This window comes from Streptomyces sp. NPDC091376 (genome assembly GCF_044757085.1).
GTDB lineage: Bacteria > Actinomycetota > Actinomycetes > Streptomycetales > Streptomycetaceae > Streptomyces > Streptomyces pratisoli.
This window is the reverse complement of sequence record NZ_JBIVUF010000022.1, coordinates 1-23,737: the sequence shown is the minus strand read 5'-3', so window position 1 is coordinate 23,737 and position 23,737 is coordinate 1. Positions and strand designations below refer to the sequence as shown.

At 71.6% G+C, this 23,737-nt stretch carries 21 protein-coding genes; 18 read left to right on the top strand and 3 right to left on the bottom strand.

Annotated elements, in window-relative coordinates; genetic code table 11:
* The first annotated feature begins 151 nt into the window (after positions 1–151).
* From ACIQMR_RS32985 to ACIQMR_RS32960, 6 genes are all read left to right on the top strand, one after another.
* On the top strand, positions 152–862 hold the full coding sequence (locus ACIQMR_RS32985; protein ID WP_401395211.1) for a response regulator transcription factor: 711 nt from the start codon (positions 152–154) through the stop codon (positions 860–862).
* Positions 859–2,346, top strand: a complete 1,488-nt coding sequence (locus tag ACIQMR_RS32980; protein ID WP_401395208.1) for a sensor histidine kinase — start codon at positions 859–861, stop codon at positions 2,344–2,346. Before ACIQMR_RS32985 ends, ACIQMR_RS32980 begins: the two co-directional genes overlap by 4 nt.
* A 58-nt stretch (positions 2,347–2,404) precedes the next feature.
* On the top strand, positions 2,405–2,803 hold the full coding sequence (locus tag ACIQMR_RS32975; RefSeq protein WP_401395205.1) for a hypothetical protein: 399 nt from the start codon (positions 2,405–2,407) through the stop codon (positions 2,801–2,803).
* Positions 2,800–3,018, top strand: a complete 219-nt coding sequence (locus ACIQMR_RS32970) for a hypothetical protein (RefSeq protein WP_401395202.1) — start codon at positions 2,800–2,802, stop codon at positions 3,016–3,018. The genes ACIQMR_RS32975 and ACIQMR_RS32970 overlap by 4 nt, the downstream gene beginning before the upstream one ends.
* A 479-nt stretch (positions 3,019–3,497) precedes the next feature.
* Complete coding sequence (locus ACIQMR_RS32965) at positions 3,498–3,782, top strand: hypothetical protein (protein WP_401395199.1); 285 nt, start codon at positions 3,498–3,500, stop codon at positions 3,780–3,782.
* Positions 3,783–4,060: 278 nt separating this feature from the next.
* Positions 4,061–5,692: an alpha/beta hydrolase gene (locus ACIQMR_RS32960; RefSeq protein ID WP_401395196.1), complete on the top strand. Its 1,632-nt coding sequence runs from the start codon at positions 4,061–4,063 to the stop codon at positions 5,690–5,692.
* Positions 5,693–6,070: 378 nt separating this feature from the next.
* On the opposite strand, the gene ACIQMR_RS32955 is transcribed toward ACIQMR_RS32960, so the two are convergent.
* Positions 6,071–6,658 (bottom strand): lamin tail domain-containing protein, encoded by a 588-nt coding sequence (locus ACIQMR_RS32955; RefSeq protein WP_401395193.1) that lies wholly within the window; start codon positions 6,656–6,658, stop codon positions 6,071–6,073.
* Between the two features lie 431 nt (positions 6,659–7,089).
* On the opposite strand from ACIQMR_RS32955, the gene ACIQMR_RS32950 reads away from it, so the two are divergent.
* The 9 genes from ACIQMR_RS32950 (at position 7,090) to ACIQMR_RS32910 (ending at position 17,512) form a co-directional block, all read left to right on the top strand.
* A complete protein-coding gene (locus tag ACIQMR_RS32950) occupies positions 7,090–8,568 on the top strand; it encodes a glutamate-cysteine ligase family protein (RefSeq protein WP_401395190.1) in 1,479 nt (492 codons plus the stop codon).
* A 109-nt stretch (positions 8,569–8,677) separates the two neighbouring features.
* The gene (locus ACIQMR_RS32945; protein WP_401395187.1) at positions 8,678–9,433 is read left to right on the top strand and encodes a class E sortase; all 756 of its coding nucleotides are present in this window, start codon (positions 8,678–8,680) and stop codon (positions 9,431–9,433) included.
* Between the two features lie 205 nt (positions 9,434–9,638).
* Positions 9,639–10,127, top strand: coding sequence for a (2Fe-2S)-binding protein (locus ACIQMR_RS32940; protein WP_401395184.1), 489 nt, complete (start codon positions 9,639–9,641; stop codon positions 10,125–10,127).
* On the top strand, positions 10,124–12,592 hold the full coding sequence (locus tag ACIQMR_RS32935) for a xanthine dehydrogenase family protein molybdopterin-binding subunit (protein ID WP_401395181.1): 2,469 nt from the start codon (positions 10,124–10,126) through the stop codon (positions 12,590–12,592). The genes ACIQMR_RS32940 and ACIQMR_RS32935 overlap by 4 nt, the downstream gene beginning before the upstream one ends.
* Positions 12,589–13,443: an FAD binding domain-containing protein gene (locus ACIQMR_RS32930; RefSeq protein WP_401395178.1), complete on the top strand. Its 855-nt coding sequence runs from the start codon at positions 12,589–12,591 to the stop codon at positions 13,441–13,443. Before ACIQMR_RS32935 ends, ACIQMR_RS32930 begins: the two co-directional genes overlap by 4 nt.
* Positions 13,444–13,465: 22 nt before the next feature.
* A complete protein-coding gene (locus ACIQMR_RS32925) occupies positions 13,466–14,473 on the top strand; it encodes an AAA family ATPase (RefSeq protein WP_401395175.1) in 1,008 nt (335 codons plus the stop codon).
* A gap of 5 nt (positions 14,474–14,478) precedes the next feature.
* Positions 14,479–15,627 carry a VWA domain-containing protein gene (locus ACIQMR_RS32920; RefSeq protein WP_401395172.1) on the top strand — a complete coding sequence of 383 codons (1,149 nt, stop codon included), beginning with the start codon at positions 14,479–14,481 and terminating at the stop codon, positions 15,625–15,627.
* Positions 15,620–16,732, top strand: a complete 1,113-nt coding sequence (locus ACIQMR_RS32915) for an XdhC family protein (RefSeq protein WP_401395169.1) — start codon at positions 15,620–15,622, stop codon at positions 16,730–16,732. The genes ACIQMR_RS32920 and ACIQMR_RS32915 overlap by 8 nt, the downstream gene beginning before the upstream one ends.
* A 111-nt stretch (positions 16,733–16,843) precedes the next feature.
* Positions 16,844–17,512 (top strand): SRPBCC family protein, encoded by a 669-nt coding sequence (locus ACIQMR_RS32910; RefSeq protein WP_401395167.1) that lies wholly within the window; start codon positions 16,844–16,846, stop codon positions 17,510–17,512.
* A 15-nt stretch (positions 17,513–17,527) separates the two neighbouring features.
* Here ACIQMR_RS32910 and ACIQMR_RS32905 read toward each other — a convergent pair whose 3' ends face one another.
* The gene (locus ACIQMR_RS32905; protein ID WP_401395164.1) at positions 17,528–18,400 is read right to left on the bottom strand and encodes a class I SAM-dependent methyltransferase; all 873 of its coding nucleotides are present in this window, start codon (positions 18,398–18,400) and stop codon (positions 17,528–17,530) included.
* A 96-nt stretch (positions 18,401–18,496) separates the two neighbouring features.
* On the opposite strand from ACIQMR_RS32905, the gene ACIQMR_RS32900 reads away from it, so the two are divergent.
* Positions 18,497–19,090, top strand: coding sequence for a helix-turn-helix domain-containing protein (locus ACIQMR_RS32900; RefSeq protein WP_401395161.1), 594 nt, complete (start codon positions 18,497–18,499; stop codon positions 19,088–19,090).
* A gap of 69 nt (positions 19,091–19,159) precedes the next feature.
* Here ACIQMR_RS32900 and ACIQMR_RS32895 read toward each other — a convergent pair whose 3' ends face one another.
* A complete protein-coding gene (locus tag ACIQMR_RS32895; RefSeq protein ID WP_401395158.1) occupies positions 19,160–19,954 on the bottom strand; it encodes an SDR family NAD(P)-dependent oxidoreductase in 795 nt (264 codons plus the stop codon).
* 330 nt (positions 19,955–20,284) lie between these two features.
* On the opposite strand from ACIQMR_RS32895, the gene istA reads away from it, so the two are divergent.
* Positions 20,285–21,964, top strand: coding sequence for an IS21 family transposase (gene istA / locus ACIQMR_RS32890; protein ID WP_401395155.1), 1,680 nt, complete (start codon positions 20,285–20,287; stop codon positions 21,962–21,964).
* Positions 21,961–22,794 (top strand): IS21-like element helper ATPase IstB, encoded by an 834-nt coding sequence (istB, locus tag ACIQMR_RS32885; protein WP_401395152.1) that lies wholly within the window; start codon positions 21,961–21,963, stop codon positions 22,792–22,794. Before istA ends, istB begins: the two co-directional genes overlap by 4 nt.
* Positions 22,795–23,737 lie beyond the last annotated feature (943 nt).

The following is a 23,737-nucleotide window of genomic DNA, read 5'->3' as shown; positions in this document are numbered from 1 at the left end:
ACCAGGAGGAGCAAGCGGTTTCTAGCACGCAAACACTCAATCGCTCAAGAAAGAAAACCGAACTGATCGTTCGATCATTCGAGTTGGATCGGGCGCTCTTCCACGGCCCGCCTACACTCGGGCCGCTGGAACCGAGGACGGGAGCGGGCGCATGGACGCGGGAGCCGGCAAGGGCAGGGTGCTGGTCGTGGACGACGATCCGGCGATCCGGAGGGCGCTGGAACGGGGACTGCGGCTGGCGGGCTTCTCCGTGTCCCTGGCCGACGGAGGGCGGCCCGCCCTGGACCTGGCACGGGAGCGGCCCGCCGACGTCGTCGTGCTGGACATCTCGATGCCGGACATCGACGGCATCGAGGTGTGCCGGACCCTGCGCGAGGACGGCGACGACGTGCCCGTCCTGATGCTCTCCGCGCTCGACGAGACGGCCGACCGGATAGCCGGCCTGCAGGCGGGCGGGGACGACTACCTGGTCAAGCCGTTCGCCTTGCAGGAGCTGGTGCTGCGCCTGGACGCACTGCTGCGCAGGCGACCGCCCAAGGAGACGGACGTCGTGCGTACCGGACCGCTGGTACTGGATCCGGCGGCCCGCGAGGCCCGGATCTCCGGAGAGCCGCTGTCGCTGACCCGGCGGGAGTTCGAGCTCCTGGAGGTCCTCGCCCGCAACACGGGGATCGTGCTCACGAGGGACCAACTGCTCGACCGCGTCTGGGGGTACGACTTCGAGGTGCGCACGGACGCCGTCGACACCTTCGTCAGCTATCTGCGGCGCAAGCTGGAGAACGACGGCCGCGCCCGGTGCGTCCACACGGTGCGGGGAATCGGCTTCGTCCTGCGCTGGGACGACTGGGGGCAGAGCGGATGAAACTCTCCACCCGTATCGCACTCGCCGTCGGCGTCACGGTGCCGCTGCTGGTCCTGGCGGCCGGCTGGCTGCTGCTCCACCTGGTCGCGCGTGATCTGCACGCGCAACAGGACGCCCATCTGCGGGAGCGGGCGGCACAGGCCACGGGAGATGCCCGCCGGCTGCTGCGGGTCACGGCGGCCGACCGGCCGGCCGCCGTGGAACAGGCGCGTGAGCGGCAGTTGTACGCCTCGGCGCTGGATGTCGGCATCCGGCTGGCCGGGCCGGGGGGAACCGTCTCGGGCGGTCCTCAGCCCGGCGCGGCCGTGGCACTCCCGGGCAGCGCGCCACGGCCGGTGACCGTCGAGGGCGGCGGTGACAGCTGGCGCGTGCTGTCGGTGCGGGTACGGGGTGCGCGAGCCGGTGTCGAGGGCACGCTGTGGCTCTTCTCCCCCGACACGGCGAGCCGGGGCCAACTGGTGCTCGTCCGCAGACGTGTGGTGACCGTGGCCCTCCTGGCCGCTCCGGTGGCAGGTCTGCTGGGCCTGGCGGTCGCCTCCCGGGCCGCGCGCCCGCTGCGGCGCCTGCAGCGGCGCACCAGCGGGCTGGACCCGAGGGCCGACGCGGCCAGGCTGGAGCACACCCCGACCGGCGTCACCGAGGTCGACGACCTCGCCCGGACCCTGCACACCGTGCTCGCGCGCTACGACGAACAGGCCGCCAGGACCACCGGAGCCCTGGCCACCGCGCGGTCCTTCGCGGCCGCCGCCGCCCATGAACTGCGCACGCCGCTGATGAGCATGCGGACGAACCTGGACATCCTCACCGAGCACCCGGAGCTCGGCCCGGCCGAGCGGACGGAGGTGCTCGGCGATCTGCACAGCGAGCACTCACGGATGCTGGGGCTGTTGGTGATGCTGCGGGAACTCGGCCGGGGCGATCTGGTGGAGGCCGACGCCTTCGGTCCCGTGGACCTCGCGGACGTGATCGACGCCTCGGTCGCCGATGCCCGGCGCAGGCACCCCTCGGCGCAGATCGGTGTACCGGTGCTGCCGCGCACCGGCGTGTACGGATGGGAGCCCGGCCTGCGCACGATCGTCGACAACCTCCTCGTCAACGCACTGGTCCACGGGCGCAGCGGTGACGGCGTGGCCCGTATCGAGGTGGGTCTGCGCACGGGCGGCGCCGGCGAGGAGCCGGTCGCGGTGCTGACGGTGGACGACCAGGGGCCCGGCGTGCCGCCGTCGCAGCGCGAGGCGGTGTTCGATCGCTTCCGGCGCGGACCGGACAGCCCCGGCTCGGGGCTCGGCCTGACCCTCGTCGCACAGCAGGCGGCCCTGCACCGGGGGCGGGTGCGGGTCCAGGAGCGGCCGTCGGGCGGCGGCGCGCGGTTCGAGGTCCGCCTCCCGGTGCGGGGCGAGACCGTGCCCGCGCTCCCGGCCCAGCGTGACTGGCTGATCGGAACGGCCCGGCGCCCACAGGGTTTCCACAAGGACGGTGCCTAGCGTCCGGGCCAGGCGCGGGCGCACGGGCCCCGCGCGGTGCTCCAGGAGGTACACCGACATGAGGACCGCCAAGACGACTGCCCTGGCTCTCACCACTGTCGCGACGTTGCTCGCCACGGCGGGAGCGGCCTCGGCCGACGGCGGGACACCGTCGCCGGGCAGCACGCCGACGGGTGACGGCGCGAAGGCCCTGTGCAAGCGGGTGCCGAAGATCGAGAAGCGGCTGGAGCGTGCCCTGGACCGCCTCCAGGGCGACGCGGCGCAGCGCGGCTCCATCAGCCGGCTGGAGAAGCGCGTCCAGAATGCCCGCAAGGCCGGCCACAGCGAGATCGAGACCTACCTCAACGACAAGCTCACCTTCCGGCGTTCGCTCGTTCCGACGCTGGAGAAGCGCCAGAAGGACCTGGCCCCGGTGAAGTCCTGGTGCGAGGCGAACAAGGACGGGGCCGGGAAGTGACGGCCGTCCGCCGCACCGCCGTCGGCATCGCCGTTGCCGCCGTGTGCTTCGCGGGCCTGACGGGCTGTGGTCCCGGCGGCGACGGAACGGACGGCGGCGCGGCCGAGGCGCCGGTGACCACCGGCCCGTCGCAGATCGGCGAGATGCACAAGCTCGTGGACGCCGCGGAATCGGCCGCCGCCGAGGCCGAGTCGGCGACGGCGGACGACGACTGAGCACCGCCGGGTGCGCGCCGGCCGGAGCCCGCGGGGTCCCGGCCGGCTCCCGCCCGCAGGGACCCGGCCGGAGGGCCAGGGCCTCGGGCGAGGGCACGTCGGCCGTCACCGCCCGCTCCACATGCTCGGTTTCATCGACTCGCGCCGCAGCCCGGTCAGGGTGCCGGCGGTGTGCGGCAGCTGCGGGGTGCGCTCACCCTCCAGATACGGGAGCAGGACGAGACCGGAGGAGCCCGGATACCCAACTGGTCCATGCCGATCTGCACAACCACACGCTGATGTCGGACGCTGATAAGACCGAGACTCGTCCCGGCACCGCGCGGCGAAGCGGGAACCCACTCGACACCGCAGCCTTCAACGGCGCGGTAGGCGGGAATCTCCCCCTTCAGGAGGGAGAGGATGTCAATCGGGCCTGCGTCTCGACGCCACCGCGAACGGAGTACAGATGGGCGGCGTCCTGCCACTGGCCTCCGGCGGACGTGAGCTTCGCCGTGGACCTCGACCGCGGTGCCGAGTGGGCCGGCAAGCCGCTCGACATCCAGGTGCTGCGCCCCGGCACCGACGCGCCGGACGTGGTCGACGTCATCGGGACCACGTCCGGCGCGACAGCCACGTTCACCGTCCCGCTCGACGTCGAGGACGGCTCGTGGGTCGTGCTGCGTGTCTCCGACCCCTCACAGCCGAACGGCCAGCCAGGACCGGAGGGCCACCCCTGCAACGACCTCGGCGTGGCCTACACGAGCCCGTGGTGGCTGGAACCGTAAGCATGGCGGCTGGAACCGTAAGCGTGGCGGATGGAAACCGTGGCCATCGCAGCCGGGGCCGTGGGCAAGGACTCCGGTCCAGGAGGGCGAGGTGCTGACGGGGAGCCGGCCCTCCGAAGCCGCGCCCTCGTGGCGGAGCCTCAGGTGCCGCACTCTGCCTGACGGGTGACGGCCATTCGGCGGCAGGCCGGTTGCGTGCCCGTGCGAGCCGAAGTGATATCGGGACGGACGCCCTTGACGGCAGACGACGCCCGGTGTCGCGGCGGCAAAGGACGAGCATGCACATACCTGGTTCCACACCGGGCCGCGGGCGCTACGCCGCGGCCACCGCGGCAGCCGTGATCCTCACGACCGTACTCACCGGTCCGGGGCCCGCTCCACGCCCCGGACCGGCGGACGGGACGGCCCCGTCGAGTCCCGCCGCCCCGCTGGAGTGGAGCCCTTGCCCGGAGGCGGCCGACTTCGAATGCGCGACCGCGAAGGTGCCGCTGGATCACCGCGAACCCGCCGGGCGCACCATCGAGCTGGCGGTCGTCAAGCGCAAGGCGACCGGCCCCGGAACGCGCATCGGCACCGTCTTCTTCAACCCCGGCGGCCCCGGCGGAGCGGGCACCGAGGCACTGCCCGTGTGGTACGACCTGTTCCCCGAGCAGGTTCGGCAGCGCTTCGACGTCGTCAGCTGGGACCCTCGCGGCGTGGGCGCGAGCACGGCCGTCCGCTGTTTCGGCACTCCGGAGGAGGCCGTCGACTGGCAGCAGCGCCTACCCTCCGGCTTCCCCGTGGGCGAGCAGGAACAACAGACCTGGATCACGGCGTACGCCGACCTGGGCCGGCGCTGCGAACAGCGTGATCCGCAGCTGCTGCGGCACGTCTCGACCACCGACACGGCCCGTGATCTGGACCGGCTCCGCCAGGCGGTGGGCGACCGGCAGCTCAACTACCTCGGGGTGTCCTACGGGTCGTTCCTGGGCGCCGTGTACGCCAACCTCTTTCCCGCCAAGGTCCGCGCCATGGTCCTGGACGGCAACATCGACCCCGTCGGCTGGGTGAACTCCGGCGCGAGGACGGAGCCGCGCCTGTCCACGTTCCTGCGCGACGAGGTCGACCTGGGTTCGGCCGCGACCCTGAAGCAGTTCCTCGCCCTGTGCGGTCGCGCCACGGTCGACCACTGTGCCTTCTCCGCCGGCGGCCCGGAGGCGACGCGCATCAAGTTCGAGCAGCTCATGCGGCGCCTCGAGCAGCGTGCCCAGGGCACCTGGACGTACGCCAGGACCGTCACCACGCTGCTCAGTAACCTCTATGCCGTCGATCCGCAGTGGTCCGCCATGGCCGCCACGCTGCAGGATCTGTGGCAGTGGCGGGCCCCGGAGGAATCGCCGTCCGCGGACGGTCCCCTGACGTACCCGGGTTACGAACAGATCGAGGCGGTGCGATGCGCCGAGAGCCCCAACCCGCGCGACCCGCTGCGCTACCCCGCCCTGGAGGAGTTCAGCCGTGCCCGGGCGGGTGACCTCGGACGTGCCGTGGCCTGGGCGAGTGAACCGTGCGCCACCTGGCCGGTGACCGCCGCCGACTCCTACACCGGACCGTGGAACCGCCCGACGGCCCACCCGGTCCTCGTGGTCAACACCCGGTACGACCCGGCGACGCCCTACCGGGGCGCGCTCGCGATGACCCGCCGCCTCGCCGACGCCCGCCTGCTGACGGTCGACGGCTACGGACACTCGTCGCTCGTCAACCCGAGCCTCTGCGTCGACGCGTACGAGAGCCGGTACTTCGTCGACGGCGTCCTTCCTCCGGTGGGTGCCACCTGCCGGCAGGACGTGGTGCCGTTCGCCGAGCCCCGGCCGAACGGCGGCATCGACAGCGGCGGCGGCGGGACGGCCGGACAGGCACGCACTGCCGGCTGACGCGGCGGGAAATGAGTTGACGGCCCGCGCCCGTGGCGGCTTGCATCGAGGGCTCGCACCCCAGGTCGGAAGGACCGGGCCCGCCTCGTACCGCGGTGAATCCCTGGCCGAGCGCGACGCCGCGACCCGCCGCGGCATCGGAGATCTGGACGGGGTCGTCGGCCCCTGCGCGGCGACCGCCGCGTGGGAGGCGGCACTGCGGGGCCCCGCATGTGCCGTACCGCGATCTGTCGCCCACCACGGCGGAAGCCGCTCGGTCCGTCCACCTGTCGGGAACCGGACGGGTGGAAGGACCGAGCGGGGTACGGGAGGTGATACGGCGGTGACCACGCCCTCACGCCGGCGCGGTCACCGCCCGGCCCCTTTGCCGGAGACGGACTAGCGGCGTCCGCGGCCCCAGGACTCCGTGTCGACGACGCGGCCCCGGGCGTCGCGCAGGGTGGCGGTGTCGCGGCTGTCCCAGATGTGGCGGCGGCGGTCCTGGTAGACGTCGCGGCGGGTGTCGCGGCCCTGGCCGGTGTGGACCCGGACGCTGGAGCGGCCGGCGAGGCGCAGATCGTCGAAGCGGTACCGGTTGCCGTCGCGGTCGGTCAGGGTCCAGCCGTCGAGGTCGACCGCCCGGCGGCCGGTGTTCGTCACCTCGACCCACTCCGCGTTCAGGCTGCGGTTCGAGCGGAAGTCCCGGCCGGCGCCGTTGTGCTGGACCTGGCTGATGCCGACGGACGAACGCCGGTCGTCGTGGTGACGGCGGTCGCGGTCGTCCCGGCGGTCGCGGTCACCACGGCCGTCGCGGTCACCACGGCCGTCGCGGCGGTCGCGGTCGTCGTGATGACGGCTGTTGCGGTCATCACGGCCGTGGCGGTCGTGCCCGTTGTCCGCGGAGGCAGGCAGAGCCATCGCGCCGACCATCGCGCCGGACGCCAGGATCGCCGCAACGAGACGACGGGCGTTACGAGAAGCAGACATGAAGATGCCCTCTCACTTCGGTGCTCGGCGGCCCTGCATCGGGCCGCCGAGCGGAACATGCTCTCGGCCGGTGCCGAGGACACACACCTTGACCTGGCGAATCCACCCATAAGCACACACACCACCCCTGTTACGAAATGCGGATATTTCCGTAACTCTCCGCTGCATGGGCCACGGACCGTGCGAGCACCCACGCACGAATCACCTGCGTGCTACAGCGACCCGTACAAGCATCAACAACAAGCGGTTGCCCCCGTCCACGCCACCCCCCGCGCCACCCCACCCGCCGACCACGAGCGGCCGCGACGCCGTGTAACAGCCGCGCCGCCACCTGCCCGCGCGGCGCCCCTCGTCGGCACCTCGCTGGTCGGTCACGCCACGGAGTGGGACCCTGTGTAGAGGTGCGGGCCCGAGAAACCCCAGGAGGGCCGATGGGTCGAGACGTCCCGGCGCTCGTGTTCACCCGTGACGACCGCCGTCGGTACCGGAACAAGATGCAGCAGTGCCTCGACACCTTCGCGCTGATGCTGCGCGAGGCACGCTTCGAGTCGGAACGGCCCCAAGTCGGCCTGGAGATCGAGCTGAACCTCGTGGACGGCACGGGGGAGCCGGCGATGCGCAGCAGCGACGTGCTCGAGGCGATCGCGGATCCGGCCTGGTCGAGCGAGCTGGGCCGGTTCAATCTGGAGATCAACATCCCGCCGCGAAGGCTGACGGCCGGAGGGCCCGACGACTGGGAGCAGGAGATCAGGGACGCGCTCAACCACGCCGAGGACCGGGCCGCGGAGGTGGGGGCGCACCTGGCGATGATCGGGATACTGCCGACGCTGCGGCAGAAGGACGTGGGTGAGAGCGCACTGTCGGAGAATCCGCGCTACCGGCTGCTGAACGAGCAGGTGTTCGCCGCCCGGGGCGAGGATCTGCGGATCTCGGTGGACGGCGTGGACCGGCTGCGGACGTACGCGGACACCATCACCCCCGAGGCGGCCTGCACCAGCACCCAGTTCCATCTGCAGGTCTCGCCGGAGGACTTCGCGGGCTACTGGAACGCGGCACAGGCCATCGCCGGCGTGCAGGTCGCCCTCGCCGCGAACTCGCCCTTCCTGTTCGGCAAGGAGCTGTGGCGCGAGACCCGCATCCCGCTCTTCGAGCAGGCCACCGACACCCGCCCCCAGGAGATCAAGGTGCAGGGGGTGCGGCCGCGGGTCTGGTTCGGCGAGCGCTGGATCAACAGCGTCTTCGATCTCTTCGAGGAGAACGTGCGGTACTTCCCCGCGCTGCTGCCGCTGTGCGAGGAGGAGGACCCGGTGGAGACCCTGGAGGGCGGCGACATCCCGCAGCTGGGCGAACTCACGCTGCACAACGGCACGATCTACCGCTGGAACCGGCCCGTGTACGCCGTCGCCCACGACAAGCCGCACCTGCGGGTCGAGAACCGGGTGCTGCCGGCCGGCCCCACGGTCGCCGACGTCCTGGCGAACGGTGCCTTCTACTACGGGCTGACCCGCGCCCTGGTCGAGGAGGAGCGCCCGGTCTGGTCGCGGATGTCGTTCTCGGCCGCGGAGGAGAATCTGCACACCGCGGCGCGGCACGGGATCGACGCGCGGCTGTACTGGCCCGGCATGGGCGAGGTGCCCGTCGCCGAGCTCGTGCTGCGCCGCCTGCTGCCGCTGGCCCACCGAGGGCTGGAGCAGTCCGGCATGGACGCGGCGTGGCGGGAGCCGCTGCTGGGGATCATCGAGCAGCGATGTGTCACGGGCCGTAACGGCGCCGTGTGGCAGGCGGAGATGTTCCATCACATCGACGGCACCGCGCACGTCACCCACCATGAGGCGCTGCGGCGGATGACACAGCAGTACATCGCCTTCATGCACCTCAACGCGCCCGCCCACACCTGGCCCGTCGACTGACCCGGTGCGGGCGGACGGCATGGGAACACGCGATCGGTTACCTTCGTGGAGATGGCCATGGCCCGGCGGGCCGTGGCCCGATGCGTCCCCGCTACGGATCCGAGCGCCCATGCACCGTTCCCGTGCCGCCCTCACCGCCGCCCTCACCGGACCGGCCGTCGCCCTGGCCGTCCTGCTGGCCGGCTGCTCCCCCGCGTCCGGCTCCTCCGACAAGCCCGCAGCGCCTGCCGTCACCGCACCGGCGGTGACGGCGGCCGTCGAGCCGGCGCCCGCACCCGTGGCGACCACTCCGAGTGCGGCGCTCCGCGAGACCACCGCGAAGCCGGCGCCCCGCGAAACCGCCGGCAGCACGGGACCCGCCTCCGTCGACATCCCGTCGATCGGCGTCGATGACCTGCGCGTCGTCCCGTACGAGGGAACGACCGACGACTGGCCCGGCACCCGGATCCAGAACCGCGGCGTGGCCGCCAGCCCCTACGGCGAGCAGGGCGGCGTCGGCCCCGGGGAGATCGGGAACTACCTCGTGACCGGCCATCGCCTGTCCGCCGGCGGCCCGCTGCGCGACCTGCCGTCCGTCCGGGTCGGCGATGCGGTCCTGGTGACGTACGGCGGCAAGGTCTACGAGTACCGGATCACCGAGAGCAGGAAGACGTCCTTCCGCTCCGCCCGGTCCCTCGCCGAGCAGCGGGCGGCGGTGCCCGGCTCCCCGGGGAAGCGTCCGACACAGGCGATGATCACGATCTCCACGTGCGCCACACCGGAGGACAACGCGGCCGGCAACTTCTGGCGCGACGACCGGAGCAATCCCGAGCACCGTATCGACCGGGTCGGCGTGCTCACGGCGGTGCGTGGGGCCGCGGGCTGAGGCCCGGGCCCACGACGGAGGCCGAGGACCAGCCCGAGGACGAGCGTCGAGGGCGAGTGCTGAGCCCGCGACCGGGCCGGGGACGCGACATGGCCCGCAAGCGACGGGGTCGCGGGGCATGTTGCCCGGATCTAGAGTTGGGCATATCAGACAAAACTGGTCGGTATCCCCTGCCCGGGCGCTGCACGGGCACCTCGGAGGGCTCATGAACCGCATCTCGGTGACCGTGGACGGCGTCGCCTACGAGGACGACGTGGAGCCGCGGCTGCTGCTGGTCCACTATCTGCGGGACCGCCTGGGCCTGACCGGAACCCCCATCGGCTGCGACACCGGCAACTGCGGCGCCTGCACCGTCGAGCTCGACGGGCAGAGCGTGAAGAGCTGCTCGGTGCTCGCCGTACAGGCCGACGGCTGCGAGGTGACCACCGTCCAGGGGCTGGGCCCGGGCAACGGGGAACTCGATCCGCTCCAGAAGGCCTTCCACGAGAAGCACGCGCTCCAGTGCGGCTACTGCACCCCGGGGATGATCATGGCCGCCAGGGATCTGCTCAAGGAGAACCCGCACCCCACTCCCCACGAGGTGCGCCACGCGCTGGAGGGCAATCTCTGCCGGTGCACGGGCTACCAGAACATCGTCGAGGCCGTGCTCGCAGCCGCCGGCGCGGAACAGGCGCAACAGGAGGCCACGGCATGACCGCGCAGCCGACGGACGGTACACGCGAGCGGGAGGTGGGCCGGGCCCGCGCGCGCAAGGAGGACGCCCACCTCGTCACCGGGCAGACGACGTGGACCGACAACATCAGCGTGCCCGGGATGCTGCACATGGCCGTGCTGCGCAGCCCCATGGCGCACGCGCGCATCGACCGGGTGGACGTCGCACCGGCACGGCAGCGGCCCGGGGTGGTCGCCGCCTACAGCGGTCGTGACCTCGCGGACGGACTGGCGTCCATGCCGTGCGTGTGGCCGGTCACCGAGGACATCGTGATGCCGGATCATCCGCCGGTCGCCGTCGACGAGGTCCGCTACGCCGGGGACGCGGTGGCCGTCGTGGTCGCCCGCGACCGGTACGCGGCGGCCGACGCGCTGGAGGCGGTGGAGGTCGACTACACACCGCTGGACCCGGTCCTCGATCTGGAGGACGCCCTCGCCGAAGGGGCCCCGCTGGTCCACGCGGACAAGGGCACCAACAAGTGCTACGTCTGGCCGCTGAGGACCGGCGAGGACTACGGCTCCGTACGGGAGCGGGCCGACGTCGTGGTACGCCGGCGCTTCCTCCAGCAGCGGCTGATCCCCAACGCGATGGAGCCGCGCGCCGTCGTCGTGACCCCGATCGCCTCATCCGGCGAGTACACCCTCTATTCGGCGACGCAGATCCCCCACATCGTCCGCATCCTGATGTCGATGGTCACCGGCATCCCCGAGCAGAAGCTCCGGGTGATCGCCCCGGACGTCGGCGGCGGCTTCGGCTCCAAGCTGCAGGTGTACGCGGAGGAGGCCGTGGCACTGGCCGTCGCGCGCAAGCTGGGACGCCCGGTGAAGTGGACCGAGTCCCGCTCCGAGGGCTATCTGGCCACCCATCACGGCCGCGGCCAGATCCAGGACATCGAGGTCGCCGCGACACGGGACGGCAAGCTCCTCGGCCTGAAGGTCGACCTCCTCGCGGACATGGGCGCGTACCTGATGCTGATCACGCCGGGGACTCCGCTGCTCGGCGCGTTCATGTACCCGGCGATCTACAAGATGGATGCCTACGCATTCACCTGCACCGGCGTCTTCACCACCCGTACCCCCACCGACGCCTACCGGGGCGCCGGCCGGCCCGAGGCGACGTTCGCGATCGAGCGGATCATGGACGAGCTGGCGGCTGAGCTGGGCATGGACCCGCTGGAACTGCGCCGCCGCAACTGGATCGGCCACGACGAGTTCCCGTACACGTCGATCGCCGGACTCACCTACGACAGCGGCAACTACGAGGCGGCGACCGACAAGGCGCTCGCGCTGTTCGGCTACGACGGTTTGCGGGCCGAGCAGCAGGAACGGCTGCGCCGCGACGACCCGGTACGGCTCGGCATCGGCGTGTCGACGTACACGGAGATGTGCGGCATCGCGCCGAGCCGGGTGCTGAGGGACCTGCGGTACGCGGCCGGCGGCTGGGAGACCGCGAGCATCCGCATGCTGCCGACCGGAAAGGTCGAGGTGGTCACCGGAACGAGCCCGCACGGGCAGGGGCATGTGACGTGCTGGAGCCAGATCGCGGCGGACGTCCTCGGGGTGCCGTTCGAGGACGTCGAGGTGGTGCACGGCGACACGCGCGCGGTGCCGCAGGGCATGGACACCTACGGGTCGCGTTCCCTGGTCGTCGGCGGTGTGGCGGTGCACACGGCGGCCCAGAAGGTGGTCGAGAAGGCCAGAAGGGTCGCCGCGCATCTGCTGGAGGCGAGCGAAAGCGATCTGGACTTCACGGACGGCGTGTTCTCCGTGAAGGGCTCGCCCGACGCGCGGCGCACGATCCAGGAGATCGCCTTCGAGACGTTCTCCTCGCACGACCTGCCCGACGGCATGGAGCCGACGATCAACGCCGAGCACCTGGTCGACCCGGACAACTTCTCGTACCCCCACGGAACCCATCTGTGCGCCGTCGAGGTCGACACGGAGACCGGGGAGACACGTATCCGTTCCTACGTCTGCGTCGACGACGTGGGCCGGGTGATCAACCCGACGATCGTCGAGGGGCAGGTGCACGGCGGTCTGGCTCAGGGCATCGCCCAGGCACTGTACGAGGAAGCCGTGTACGACGCCGACGGCAATCTGGTGTCCGGGACGATGGCGGACTACCTCGTGCCGTCGGCGATGGACCTGCCCGAGTTCACCACGGAGCGCACCGAGACGCCCGCCACGACCAATCCGCTCGGCGTCAAGGGCGTGGGTGAGGCCGGGACGATCGCGTCGACGCCGGCCGTGGTGAACGCGATCGTCGACGCCCTGCGGCCGCTGGGCGTCACCAACGTGCCCATGCCGTGCACTCCGGAACGGGTCTGGCGGGCCGTCCGGCAGGCGCGTGCGGCGGGTGGACATACCGCGCCGGGCCTTGCGCGTCCGGAGGGCGACGTACCCACGACCGGCCAGGCGCCCGCCCCGAGCGAGGAGGGGATGGCATGATCCCGGCGGCCTTCGACTACACGCGGCCCGAGTCGGTCGACGAGGCGGTACGAGCGCTGGCGGAGGCCGGCGAGGACGCCAAGGTGCTGGCCGGCGGCCAGAGTCTGATGACGATGCTGCGGCTGCGGCTGGCCTTCCCCGAACTGCTGGTGGACCTGGGGCGGATCGCGGAGCTGCGGGGCGTGCGGGAGGACGGGGACACCCTCGTCATCGGCGCCATGACCACACATCACGACGTGATCGCCGACCCGCTGGTGCGCCGGCACGCCGGGCTGCTCGCACGGGCGACCGAGACGGTCGGCGACCCCGCCGTTCGGCACCGGGGAACGCTGGGCGGCTCGCTCGCCCACGCCGACCCGGCCGCAGATCTGCCTGCGGTCGTCCTCGCGCTCGACGGCGAGCTGGTCGCCGCGGGTCCGCGAGGGAGGCGGAGCATCCCGGCGCGGGAGTTCTTCACCGACTATCTGCAGACCGCGCTGAGCCCGGACGAGCTGGTGGTGGAGGTGCGGATCCCGAAGTCCGGCGACTGGGGCTTCCACTACGAGAAGTTCCAGCGGGTCGCCCAGGGCTGGGCGGCGGTGGGTGTCGCGGTCCTCGTCCGTGCGGACGGCGACCGCATCGCCGAGGCACGGATCGGCCTGACGAACATGGGCTCGACGCCGCTGCGGGCCACAGCGGCGGAGGCGGCCCTCGCGGGCGCCGAGGGACCCGAGGAGGTGGCACGGGCCGCGGAGACGGCGGCCGACGGCACCCGTCCGACATCGGACCTGTCGGCCTCGGACGAGTACCGCGAGCACCTCGCCCGGGTGCTCACCCGGCGAGCGGTCCTGGCCGCCGCCGGATCGGCGTGACGATGTGAGGGGTGCCGCGCCGATGAGCGGAACCACCGGGCCGGCGGCGAGGGAAGCGGGCGACGACGGAGCGCGGCCGGGCGCAGCCCTCGGCCGGCCCTCCGGCGGCGTGCCGCGGCGGGACGGAGCCGCCGGTGGTGGGCCGGGCAGCCCCGAGGAGGTCCGGCGAGGGCTGGAGAGCGTCGGCTATCTCGTGGACGAGGGGCTGGCCATCGCCTGCTTCCTGGCGTTGACGCTGCACCGGCCGGTGTTCTGCGAGGGGGACGCGGGGGTCGGAAAGACCTCGCTCGCGGGGGCGCTGGCGCAGCTGCTGGGCGCGCCGCTGATCCGGTTGCAGTGCTATGAGGGGATCGACGCCTCGCAGGCGCTGTACGACTGGGACTTTCCGCGGCAGTTGCTGCATCTGCGGGCCGCGGAGGCCGCCGGGATCACCGATGCGGAGCGGCTGGAGGCCGAGCTGTACGACCGCCGGTTCCTGATCGAGCGGCCACTCCTGCAAGCCCTGCGGACGGGACCGTCGGTGCTCCTGGTCGACGAGGTGGACCGCGCCGACGACGAGTTCGAGGCGTTTCTGCTGGAGCTGTTGTCGGACTACTCGGTCACCGTGCCCGAGCTGGGCACGCTGCGGGCCGAGTCGCCCCCGGTGGTGGTGCTGACGTCGAACCGGACCCGTGAGGTGCACGACGCGCTGAAGCGGCGCTGCCTCTACCACTGGTTCGACCATCCGTCGTTCGCCCGGGAACTGGCGATCGTCCGCAGCCGTCTGCCAGGAGTGTCCGCGCGACTCGCCGAGCAGGTCACCGCGCTCGTACAGGCCCTGCGGGCGGAGGAGTTGATGAAGCCGCCCGGGGTGGCGGAGACGATCGACTGGGCGGAGGCGCTCGACGCGCTCGGGGCCACGGAGGTGGACGCCGAGTTGGCCGTGGCGACCCTGGGATCGGTGCTGAAGTACCGGGAGGACGCGGAACGGGCCCGGACGCTGGATCTGTCCTCGGTCCTCGCGGCACGCGCGGCGGGGACGGGGGTGTGAGGACGATGGCGACGATCGCCGGCGGGCCCGCGGTGCTGGTGGGGTTCGGGCGCGCGCTGCGTGCGGCCGGGCTGGGCGCGGGTCCCGACCGGGTGCAGACGTTCCTGCGGGCGCTCGACGTCCTCGGGCCGGAACTGCGCACGAACGTGTACTGGGCGGGGCGGCTCACCCTGTGCGCCGGCCAGGATGATCTCGACGTCTACGACCGGGTGTTCGCCGCCTACTTCGACCGGCGGCTACCGGCGCGCCCCGGCCGGCGCCTGCGTCCGGTGCCCGCTCCCTGGGTGCCACGGCTCGTCGTACGGGAGGCGGACCGCGCTCGCGCCGGACCCGGCCGGGACGAGGGGCCCACGGGGACCGCGGCCGCGCTCGCCAGCTCCACCGAGGTACTGCGCCACCGTGACGTCGCCGAGCTGACGGGCGCCGAACGCGAGCAGGTACGACGGCTGCTGGCCGCGTTCGCGCTGCGCGGCGAGCCGCGGCGTTCCGCCCGGCTACGGCCTGCCCGGCGCGGCGGTGTGGATGCGCGGCGGACGGTACGGGAGTGGCTGCGCCGCGGCGGCGAACCGGCCAGGCTGCGGCGTCGGGCGCGCACCGAACGGCCACGGCGGTTGGTGCTGCTGGTGGATGTGAGCGGTTCGATGGCCCCGTACGCGGACGCGCTGCTGCGTTTCGGCCATGCCGCGGCACACCGGGGTCCCCCGGGTGCCCGGGCCTCGACGGAGGTGTTCACGGTCGGGACCCGGCTGACCCGGGTGACCGGTGCGCTGGGCCACCGCGACCCGGACGCCGCGCTGGCGGCCGTCGCTGCCGCCGTCCCGGACTGGCGGGGCGGCACCCGGCTCGGCGAGATGCTGCGCGCCTTCCTCGACCGGTGGGGACAGCGAGGCATGGCCCGCGGTGCCGTCGTCGTGGTGCTGTCCGACGGCTGGGAACGCGGCGATCCGGCGCTGCTGGCGGCCCAGATGCCTCGGCTGCACCGCCTCGCGCACCGGGTGGTGTGGGCCAACCCGCGCAAGGCGCGCCCGGGTTACGCGCCGCTCGCGGCCGGGATGGCGGCGGCCCTGCCGAGCGTCGACGCGTTCGTCGAGGGGCACAGTCTGGCGGCGCTGGAGCGCCTCGCCGCGGTGGTGAGAGGAGCCGAGGATGCGTGAGATTCTGCCGGCGCTGGGCCGGTGGTACGCGGAGGGGGAACCGTTCGGGCTGGCCACGGTCGTCTCGGTGAGCCGCAGCGCGCCGCGCGGCCCCGGCGCGGCGATGGCCGTCGGCCCGGACGACGAGGTCGTGGGAAGTGTCTCCGGGGGCTGCGTGGAAGGCGCGGTGTTCGAGCTGGCCAAAGAGGTCCTCGCCGACGGCGCGGCACGGTTGCAGACCTTCGGCTACAGCGACGAGGACGCGTTCGCCGTCGGGCTGACCTGCGGCGGGGAGATCACCCTGCTGGTGCGGCCGGTGTCCCCCGGCACCGACACGGTGTTCGGCGCGGTGGCCGACTCGGTGGCCGGGCACCGTCCGGTGACGGCGGCGACGGTGGTCGACGGACCGGCGCCGCGCGGTGCCGCGCTGGCCGTATGGGCGGACAGGGTGTCCGGTTCGCTGGGCTCGCCCGGCCTGGACGCGGCGGTCACCGCCGATGCACGCGGCGGCCTCGCCCAGGGTGCGACCGGGCTTCGGCACTACGGGCCCCAGGGGCAGCGCCGCGAGGACGAGGTCTCCGTCTTCCTGCACTCGTTCGCCCCGCCGCCGAGGATGCTGGTCTTCGGGGCCATCGACTACGCGGCCGCCGTCGCCCGGATCGGTGACTTCCTCGGCTACCGGGTGACGGTATGCGACGCCCGTCCGGTCTTCGCCACGCCCAAGCGGTTCCCCGCGGGCGTGGAGGTCGTGGTCGACTGGCCGCACCGGTATCTGGACCGGACCGAGACGGATGCGCGCACCGTGATCTGCGTGCTGACGCACGATCCGAAGTTCGATGTGCCGCTGCTGGACCTCGCGCTTCGCCGCCCGGCCGCGTACATCGGCGCCATGGGCAGCCGTCGTACGCACGACGACCGGGCGAAGCGGCTGCGGGAGGCCGGCCTCGACGAGCAGCGGCTGGCCCGGCTGCGCTCGCCCGTCGGGCTGGACCTCGGCGCCCGTACCCCGGAAGAGGTCGCCGTGTCGGTGGCGGCGGAGATCGTCGCGCTGCGCTGGGGCGGGAGCGGCGCTCCGCTGACGGCGACGGCCGGGGCGATCCATCCCGCCGGGGCGGCGACCGTATGAGGCAGGACACCGTCGCGGGCCCGGACTTCCACCCGGACTTCGGCCCGGACTTCGACCTGGGCTTCGGCCAGGACGCCGGCTCGGACCTCGGCTCGTGAGAAGGAGCGGAGCATGGAACTGCGGCACGAGTTCACCGTCCCCGTACCGGTCGAGGAGGCCTGGCGCGCACTCCTCGACATCGAACACGTCGCGCCCTGTATGCCCGGCGCGACCGTCGAGGCGTACGACGGCGAGACGATCACCGGCACGGTCAAGGTCAAGGTGGGCCCCATCACGCTGACGTACCGGGGCACCGCGGTCTTCGACGAGAAGGACGAGACGGCGCGCCGGATGGTGCTGACCGCGGGCGGCAAAGAGGTACGCGGCCAGGGCACGGCACGAGCCACCGTCACGGCCACGCTCGGCGAAGCCGCCGACGGCACCGCCGTATCGGTGCTCACCGACCTGACGGTGACGGGACGGCCCGCCCAGTTCGGCCGCGGGGTGATGGCCGAGGTCGGCGACAGACTCATCGGCCGTTTCGCCGACTGTCTGTCCGAGAAGCTCGCGGGGACGTCCGGGGCGGAGACCACCAGGCCGGAGGCCCCCAGGGCACAGGCACCGGCCCCCGCGGCGGCCGGAGGAGCGGCGAAGGCGACCGCCCGTGCCACCGGGACCGCCGAGCCGATCGACCTCGTACGGACCGCGGGTCTTCCGGTCGCCAAGCGCCTGGCGGCGGCCGCGCTGGTTGCGGGGATCGTCGCCGCTCTCATCGCGGTACTCCTGCGGCGGCGGCGCTGACCCCTTCGCCTCCACTCACAGCCGCGCGAGCAGCGCGTACAGCAGCGGGATCCGGGGAGCGCCGTCGGGCAGCCGCCACCAGCCACCGGGGGTGCGCACCATGTGCGGCCAGCGCGGCCAGGGCAGTTCGTCGCTCTCCCGCAGCCTCGTGATGCCGAGTCCGGCCCCGGTCAGCGCGTTGATCACCTCGTCGAGCCCGTGCATCCATTCGAAGCTCTCGGTCGCGCCCTGCACGGCGGGGCCGTCGGTGTACGTGTACGTGGAGTCGCGCCGGACCGCGCCGCGGCCGCCGAGGTAGTCGTGCCGCAGCAGGAGCTCCGGGCCCTCGCCCGGAGCGGGTTTGGGTCCGAGGGAGTTGAGGAGCGGGTGGAACTCGACGAGGTACAGCCGACCGCCGGGCCGCAGCAGCCTGACGACGGTTGCCGCCCAGCGTTCCAGATCCGGCAGGTAGCACAGGGCACCCTTGCCGGTGTAGATCAGGTCGAACCGCCGTTCCTCGCCGAGCACGTCCGCCGCGTCGTAGACATTGGCCCGGACGTAGTCGACGTCGAGACCGGCGTCCGCCGCGAGGTTCCGGGCCGCGGTGACGGACGCTCCGGAGATGTCGAGGCCCGTGGTGCGCGCTCCACGCCGCGCGAACGAGAGCGTCTCCGTGCCCAGATGGCACTGAAGATGCAGCACGTCACGCCGCGTCAGATCACCGAGGTCGTCCCATTCGAAGGCGGCGAACCAGCGGTCGGGGTCGGCGTCCCCGCCCGCGCCGCCCACTCCGTAGAACCTGCTGGCGAGGTGCACGGGTGTCCGGGCGTCCCAGTTGGCCTCATTGGTCCGCATCATCTGCCGTACGGAGGGATCGCGGGGGTCGAACTGCTCGGCTGATTCGGTCATGGAGACCATCCAAGCGCCTGAAGCGCCTGCGGGGGCCGCGCCCGGCGAAGTGAGGCTCGGCTTGACAAACGGATTTGCCGGAGTGGCAATGGGTGCATGCCTGACGACGAACTCTCGGATGTACTGACCGCTGTGGGACCGCGGTTGCGGGCACTGCGGCAGTCACGCGGCAGCACCCTGGCCCAGATCGGCGAGACGACCGGGATCTCGCTGAGCACCCTGTCGCGTCTGGAGTCCGGGCAGCGCAAGCCGACCCTGGAACTGCTGCTGCCGCTGGCCAAGGCGTACGGTGTCCCGCTGGACGAACTGGTCGGCGCGCCCACCAGCGGCGACGCGCGCATCAACCCGCGCCCCTTCACCCGGCACGGTCAGACGTTCGTGCCGTTGACCCGCTACCTCGGGGGCCTGCACGCGTACAAGCTGATCATGCCCGCCCGGAAGGCCGGCGAGGAGGGGCGGCCCGAGCAGAAGGTGCACGAGGGCTACGAGTGGCTGTACGTCCTGTCCGGCCGGCTGCGGCTGGCTCTCGGCGAACACGACCTCGTCCTCGGCGCCGGCGAGGCCGCGGAGTTCGACACCCGCACACCGCACGGCTTCGCCAACGCGGGGAAGGTCCCCGTCGAGTTCCTGTCCCTGTTCGGGGCTCAGGGCGAGCGGATGCACGTACGGGCCCGCCCGGCGCAGAAGTGACCACGGCGCGACAGCGGCGCTCCGCCGCCGGACGGAACGCGCCGCGCGGAGGTCAGGGAACAGCGGAGGTCAGGGAACGATCGAGTCGACGTATCCCCCGTCGACCCGGACCGCTGCCCCGGTCGTGGCGGAGGCCTGCTCCGAGCTGAGGTAGACGACCAGATGGGCGATCTCCGCCGGTTCGATCAGGCGGCCCAGCAGGGACTGGGGGCGGTGCAGGCGCATGAACTCGCGCTGGGCCTCGTCCCAGGAACGATCGCGCCCGACGAGGTCGTACACGAAGTCCTCGACGCCCGGGGTGTGAGTGGGGCCGGCGATCACCGAGTTCACCGTCACGCCCGTGCCCGCGGCTGCCTTGGCGTAGCCGCGGGAGACGGCCAGCAGAGCCGTCTTCGACATTCCGTAGTGGATCATCTCGGCGGGGATCACGAGCGCCGAGTCGCTGGCGATGTTCTGGATGCGCCCCCAGCCACGCTGCCGCATGCCGGGCAGATAAGCGCGGATGAGACGTACGGCGGTCAGCACATTGGTGTCGAAGTACGCGCGCCACTGCTCGTCGGTGATCTCCAGCGGGTCCGCGGGGGCGAAGATGCCGAGGTTGTTGACGAGGATGTCCGCCTCGGGAACCTCCGTCCGCAGCTCTCCGGCGCCCTCCTCGGTGCCCAGGTCGCAGCTGACGGCGATCGCTTGCGCCGCGGGTACCTCGTCCGTGATCCGCTGCCGTGCCTGCGCCAGTCGTTCCTCGTCGCGGCCGGTGAGGACCGTTCTGGCGCCGGCCTGTGCGAGTCCGACGGCGATGGCGAGTCCGATGCCCTGGGAGGAGCCTGTGATGATCGCGGTCCGGCCGCTCAGATCGATGTGCACGCGTTTCACGCTGCCATGACCGGCGGTTGCGAATCCCTGCGCCACGCGGAGGAACGAGGACACAGCTTGTCCTCTACTCCTGGGACGGTGATTCTCGAGTCGCCCAGCAGGGTCCCCCTGATCCGACCCGAGCGGGCATGCACCGAACACCAGCCTGTCTAGGACGGTCTTAATTGGCCCCGGGGTAACGGGTAGTTCTGGCCCCGGGTGAGGAACGGGAAGTTTTGGCCCCGCCCTGGGTTCGTTCGCGAGGGTTACACCCGTTCGGAGTAATGAGGGATTGACCCGGGTTCGTGACCGGGATCACGCTGTGCGGGTTGTCGGCTGGCCGTGTCAGGAGGCCGGGTTTTGCAGCGTGTTGAGTTGTTCGAGCGGATCCGTCGTGACCGTCGGCTGGAGGACGCTTCTGTCCGAAGCCTGGCCAAGCGTTACGGAGTGCACCGGCGGGTGGTGCGTCAGGCGTTGGACAGTGCTTTGCCCCCTGAGCGAAAGCCCATCGAGAGCCGTCGGTCGGTCCTGGACCAGGGCAAGGGCTGGATCGACGAGATACTGCGGGCGGATCTGACCGCTCCGCCGAAGCAGCGGCACACCAACAAGCGGATCATGGACCGGCTGCGGGACGAGTACGGGTTCGCCGTCTCCTACAGCACCCTCAACGACTATCTGCGAGTGCGCCGGCCACAGATCCGCGAGGAAACCGAGCGGGCCCGGATGCTGACCGAGGGCATGGTTCCGCAGTTCCACCGGCCCGGCGAAGAGGCGGAGGTCGACTTCGCCGAGGTCTGGGTGAGAGTCGACGGCAAGCCGCTGGCCTGCCAGTTGTTCACGCTGCGGCTTTCGTATTCGGGCAAAGCGGTTCATCGGGTGTTCTCCACCTCCGGCCAGGAAGCCTTCATGCAGGGGCACGTTGATGCCTTCCGGATCCTGGGCGGCGTCCCGACCCGGCACATCCGTTACGACATCCTCAAGCCCGCGGTCTCGCAGGTCTGCTTCGGCCGTTCCCGGGTCGAGTCGCAAAGGTGGGTGGCCTTCCGTTCGCACTACGGCTTCGACGCCTTCTACTGCCGCCCCGGAGTCGAGGGCGCCCACGAGAAGGGCGGGGTCGAGCACGAGGGCGGGCGGTTCCGTCGCTCGCACCTGGTCCCGGTTCCCGAGGTCGACACCCTCGCCGAGCTGAACGAGAAGATCGAGCAGATCGAGATCGCCGAGGACGTCCGGCACATCGGCAACCGGCCGACCTCGGTGGGCTTCGACTTCGACTACGAGGCCCCGCTGCTGGCCCCGCTGCCGTTCGAGGACTTCGACATCGGGCTGACGCTGACGCCGAAGGTCGACAAGACCTCCCGGATCACCGTCCGGCAGAACAAGTACTCCGTCCCGGCCCGCTTCATCGGCACCAATGTCCGTGTCTCGCTGCGGGCGGACGAGGTCTGGGTCTTCGACCGCAGTCAGATCGTGGTCCGCCACCCCCGGCTCGCCGGCCGCTACGGCTTTCGTGACCTGCTGGATCACTACCTGGAGATCCTCCGGCACAAGCCCGGTGCCCTGGAGCACTCGACGGGGTTGGCCGCGGCCCGCGAGAGCGGCCAGTTCACCGCGACGCACGACGCGTTCTGGGCGGCTGCCATTGAGTCACGGGGCCGTTCGGAGGGCACCCGGGCCCTGATCGAGGTCCTGCTGCTGCACCGTCTGTTGCCCGATGACGCAGTGATCGCGGGCATGAAGGCGGTGCTGGAGGCCGGGTCAGTCGCCCCGGACCTGGTGGCCATCGAGGCCCGCAAGGCTCTCGCCGCGGCAGGTGGTCCGCCACCGGTCGTGATTGCTCCGCAAACCGCCGCACCGGTCGCAGTCGAGCCCGACACGGCACAGCCGGCGGAACCCGAAGGGGATTCGGCTCAGGTCATCTCACTGCCGCAGCGACGTCCTGCGCTGCCGCCGGACTCCCGGCCCGAACCCTCGCTGGCCGCCTACGGCCAGTTGCTCTCTATCCAACCGAAAGGCTCAGCATGACGCAGAGCACCACCTCCGCCCCTGCGACCACGGGGCGGTGGGGTTCCTTCGGCCTGCCCGCACAGCGCGGACCGAACGCCTCGGACACCATCGACGCGGCCTGCCGGACACTGGGCTTGTCCGGGATCCGTTCACGCTGGGACGAGTTCGCCGCCCAGGCCCTGCGCGAGCAGGCGTCCTACGCGGACTTCCTGGCCGACCTGCTGGAGAGCGAGTGCGAGGACCGTGATGCCCGCCGCAAGGTCCGCCGGGTCAAGGAGGCCAACTTCCCCCGCCCCAAGCGGATCGAGGATTTCGACTTCTCGAAGAACCCGAACATCCCGCAGGAAGTGATCAACACCCTCACACAGCCCGCATGGGTCCAGGCCGGGAACCCGCTCTGCCTGATCGGCGATTCCGGCACCGGCAAGTCCCACCTGCTGATCGGCCTGGGCACAGCCATCGCCGAGGCCGGCGGCCGCGTTCGCTACACCACCGCAGCGAACCTCGTGAACGAGCTGGCCGAAGCTGCCAGTGACAAGCAGCTCGGACGCACGATCAAGAAGTACGGGCGGGTCGACCTGCTCTGCCTTGACGAACTCGGCTACGTCAAACTCGACCGTCACGGCGCCGAGTTGCTGTTCCAGATCTTCACCGAGCGCGAGGAACGACACGCGATCGCCATCGCGTCGAACCGACCGTTCACCGAGTGGGACCAGACCTTCACCGACAAGCGCCTCTGCCAGGCCATCGTCGACCGGCTCACCTTCGAAGCCCACATCATCGAGACCGGCACCCAGTCGTTCCGGCTGGCCAGCACCACCGCCAAGCGGAAGGCCGCCGCTGCCTGACCCATCCCTCAGCACCACCGCGAAGGGCGGGCGCCAAGCACGGCGCCCGCCCTTCGCGGTCCTGTCAGGGAACCACGCAGAGCGGGCGTCGTGAATCACACGCTACAGCCCCCAACCATGCCTGACAGCAACCCACCTCACCGCACCCCACACCACCCGGGAAACCTCACCCGATCGAGAGTGGGGCCAAAACTTTCCGTTCCTTCCGCAACACCCGCAGCCCTTCGCCCACATGGCTCAAGAGTGGGGCCAAAACAACTCGGCGGGGTGGGGCCAAAACTACCCGGCGAAAACAGTTGGGCGAAGGAGCGTTCGCCCAGCTGAAGTCCTGGCACCTCACGCGCCGAGCCCGCTGCTCCACCAACCGCATCAGCAAGATCATCAAGGCCGTTAATGTCTTGCTGACCTGCACCTATCAAGGATGAAGAGGGGTGAGTTAGTTACTCCACTGCAGCGCTGCAGTTGGTCATCTGCAAACTACGAACGCCTGGAGGCTGCCTCCCGCAGCGGTGTTCTGAACCTGCCAGCCAGTAGGAGGCGTGCCGACCGGAACGCTGTAGCCTTCCTCCTCAATGAAATTGGGCGGGAAAACGACCCACCGAAACCCTCCGCCGGTGGCGAAGGTGCCAGCAGGGCAGGTGGCGGTGGAAACAGCGTTCGTGCCCACGGCAGGTCCAGTCACTACCGTGGGCGGAGGAAGGGTTCCGGTATCTCCCTGGGCGCCTTGCGGACCCGTCGCACCCTGCGGACCGGACCCGCCCGTCTCCCCCGTCGCACCCTGCGGACCGGACCCGCCCATCTCCCCCGTCGCACCCGTCGCACCCGTCGCACCCTGCGGACCGGACCCGCCCGTCGCACCCGTCGCACCCTGCGGACCGGACCCGCCCGTCTCCCCCGTCGCACCCGTCGCACCCGTCGCACCCTGCGGACCGGACCCGCCCGT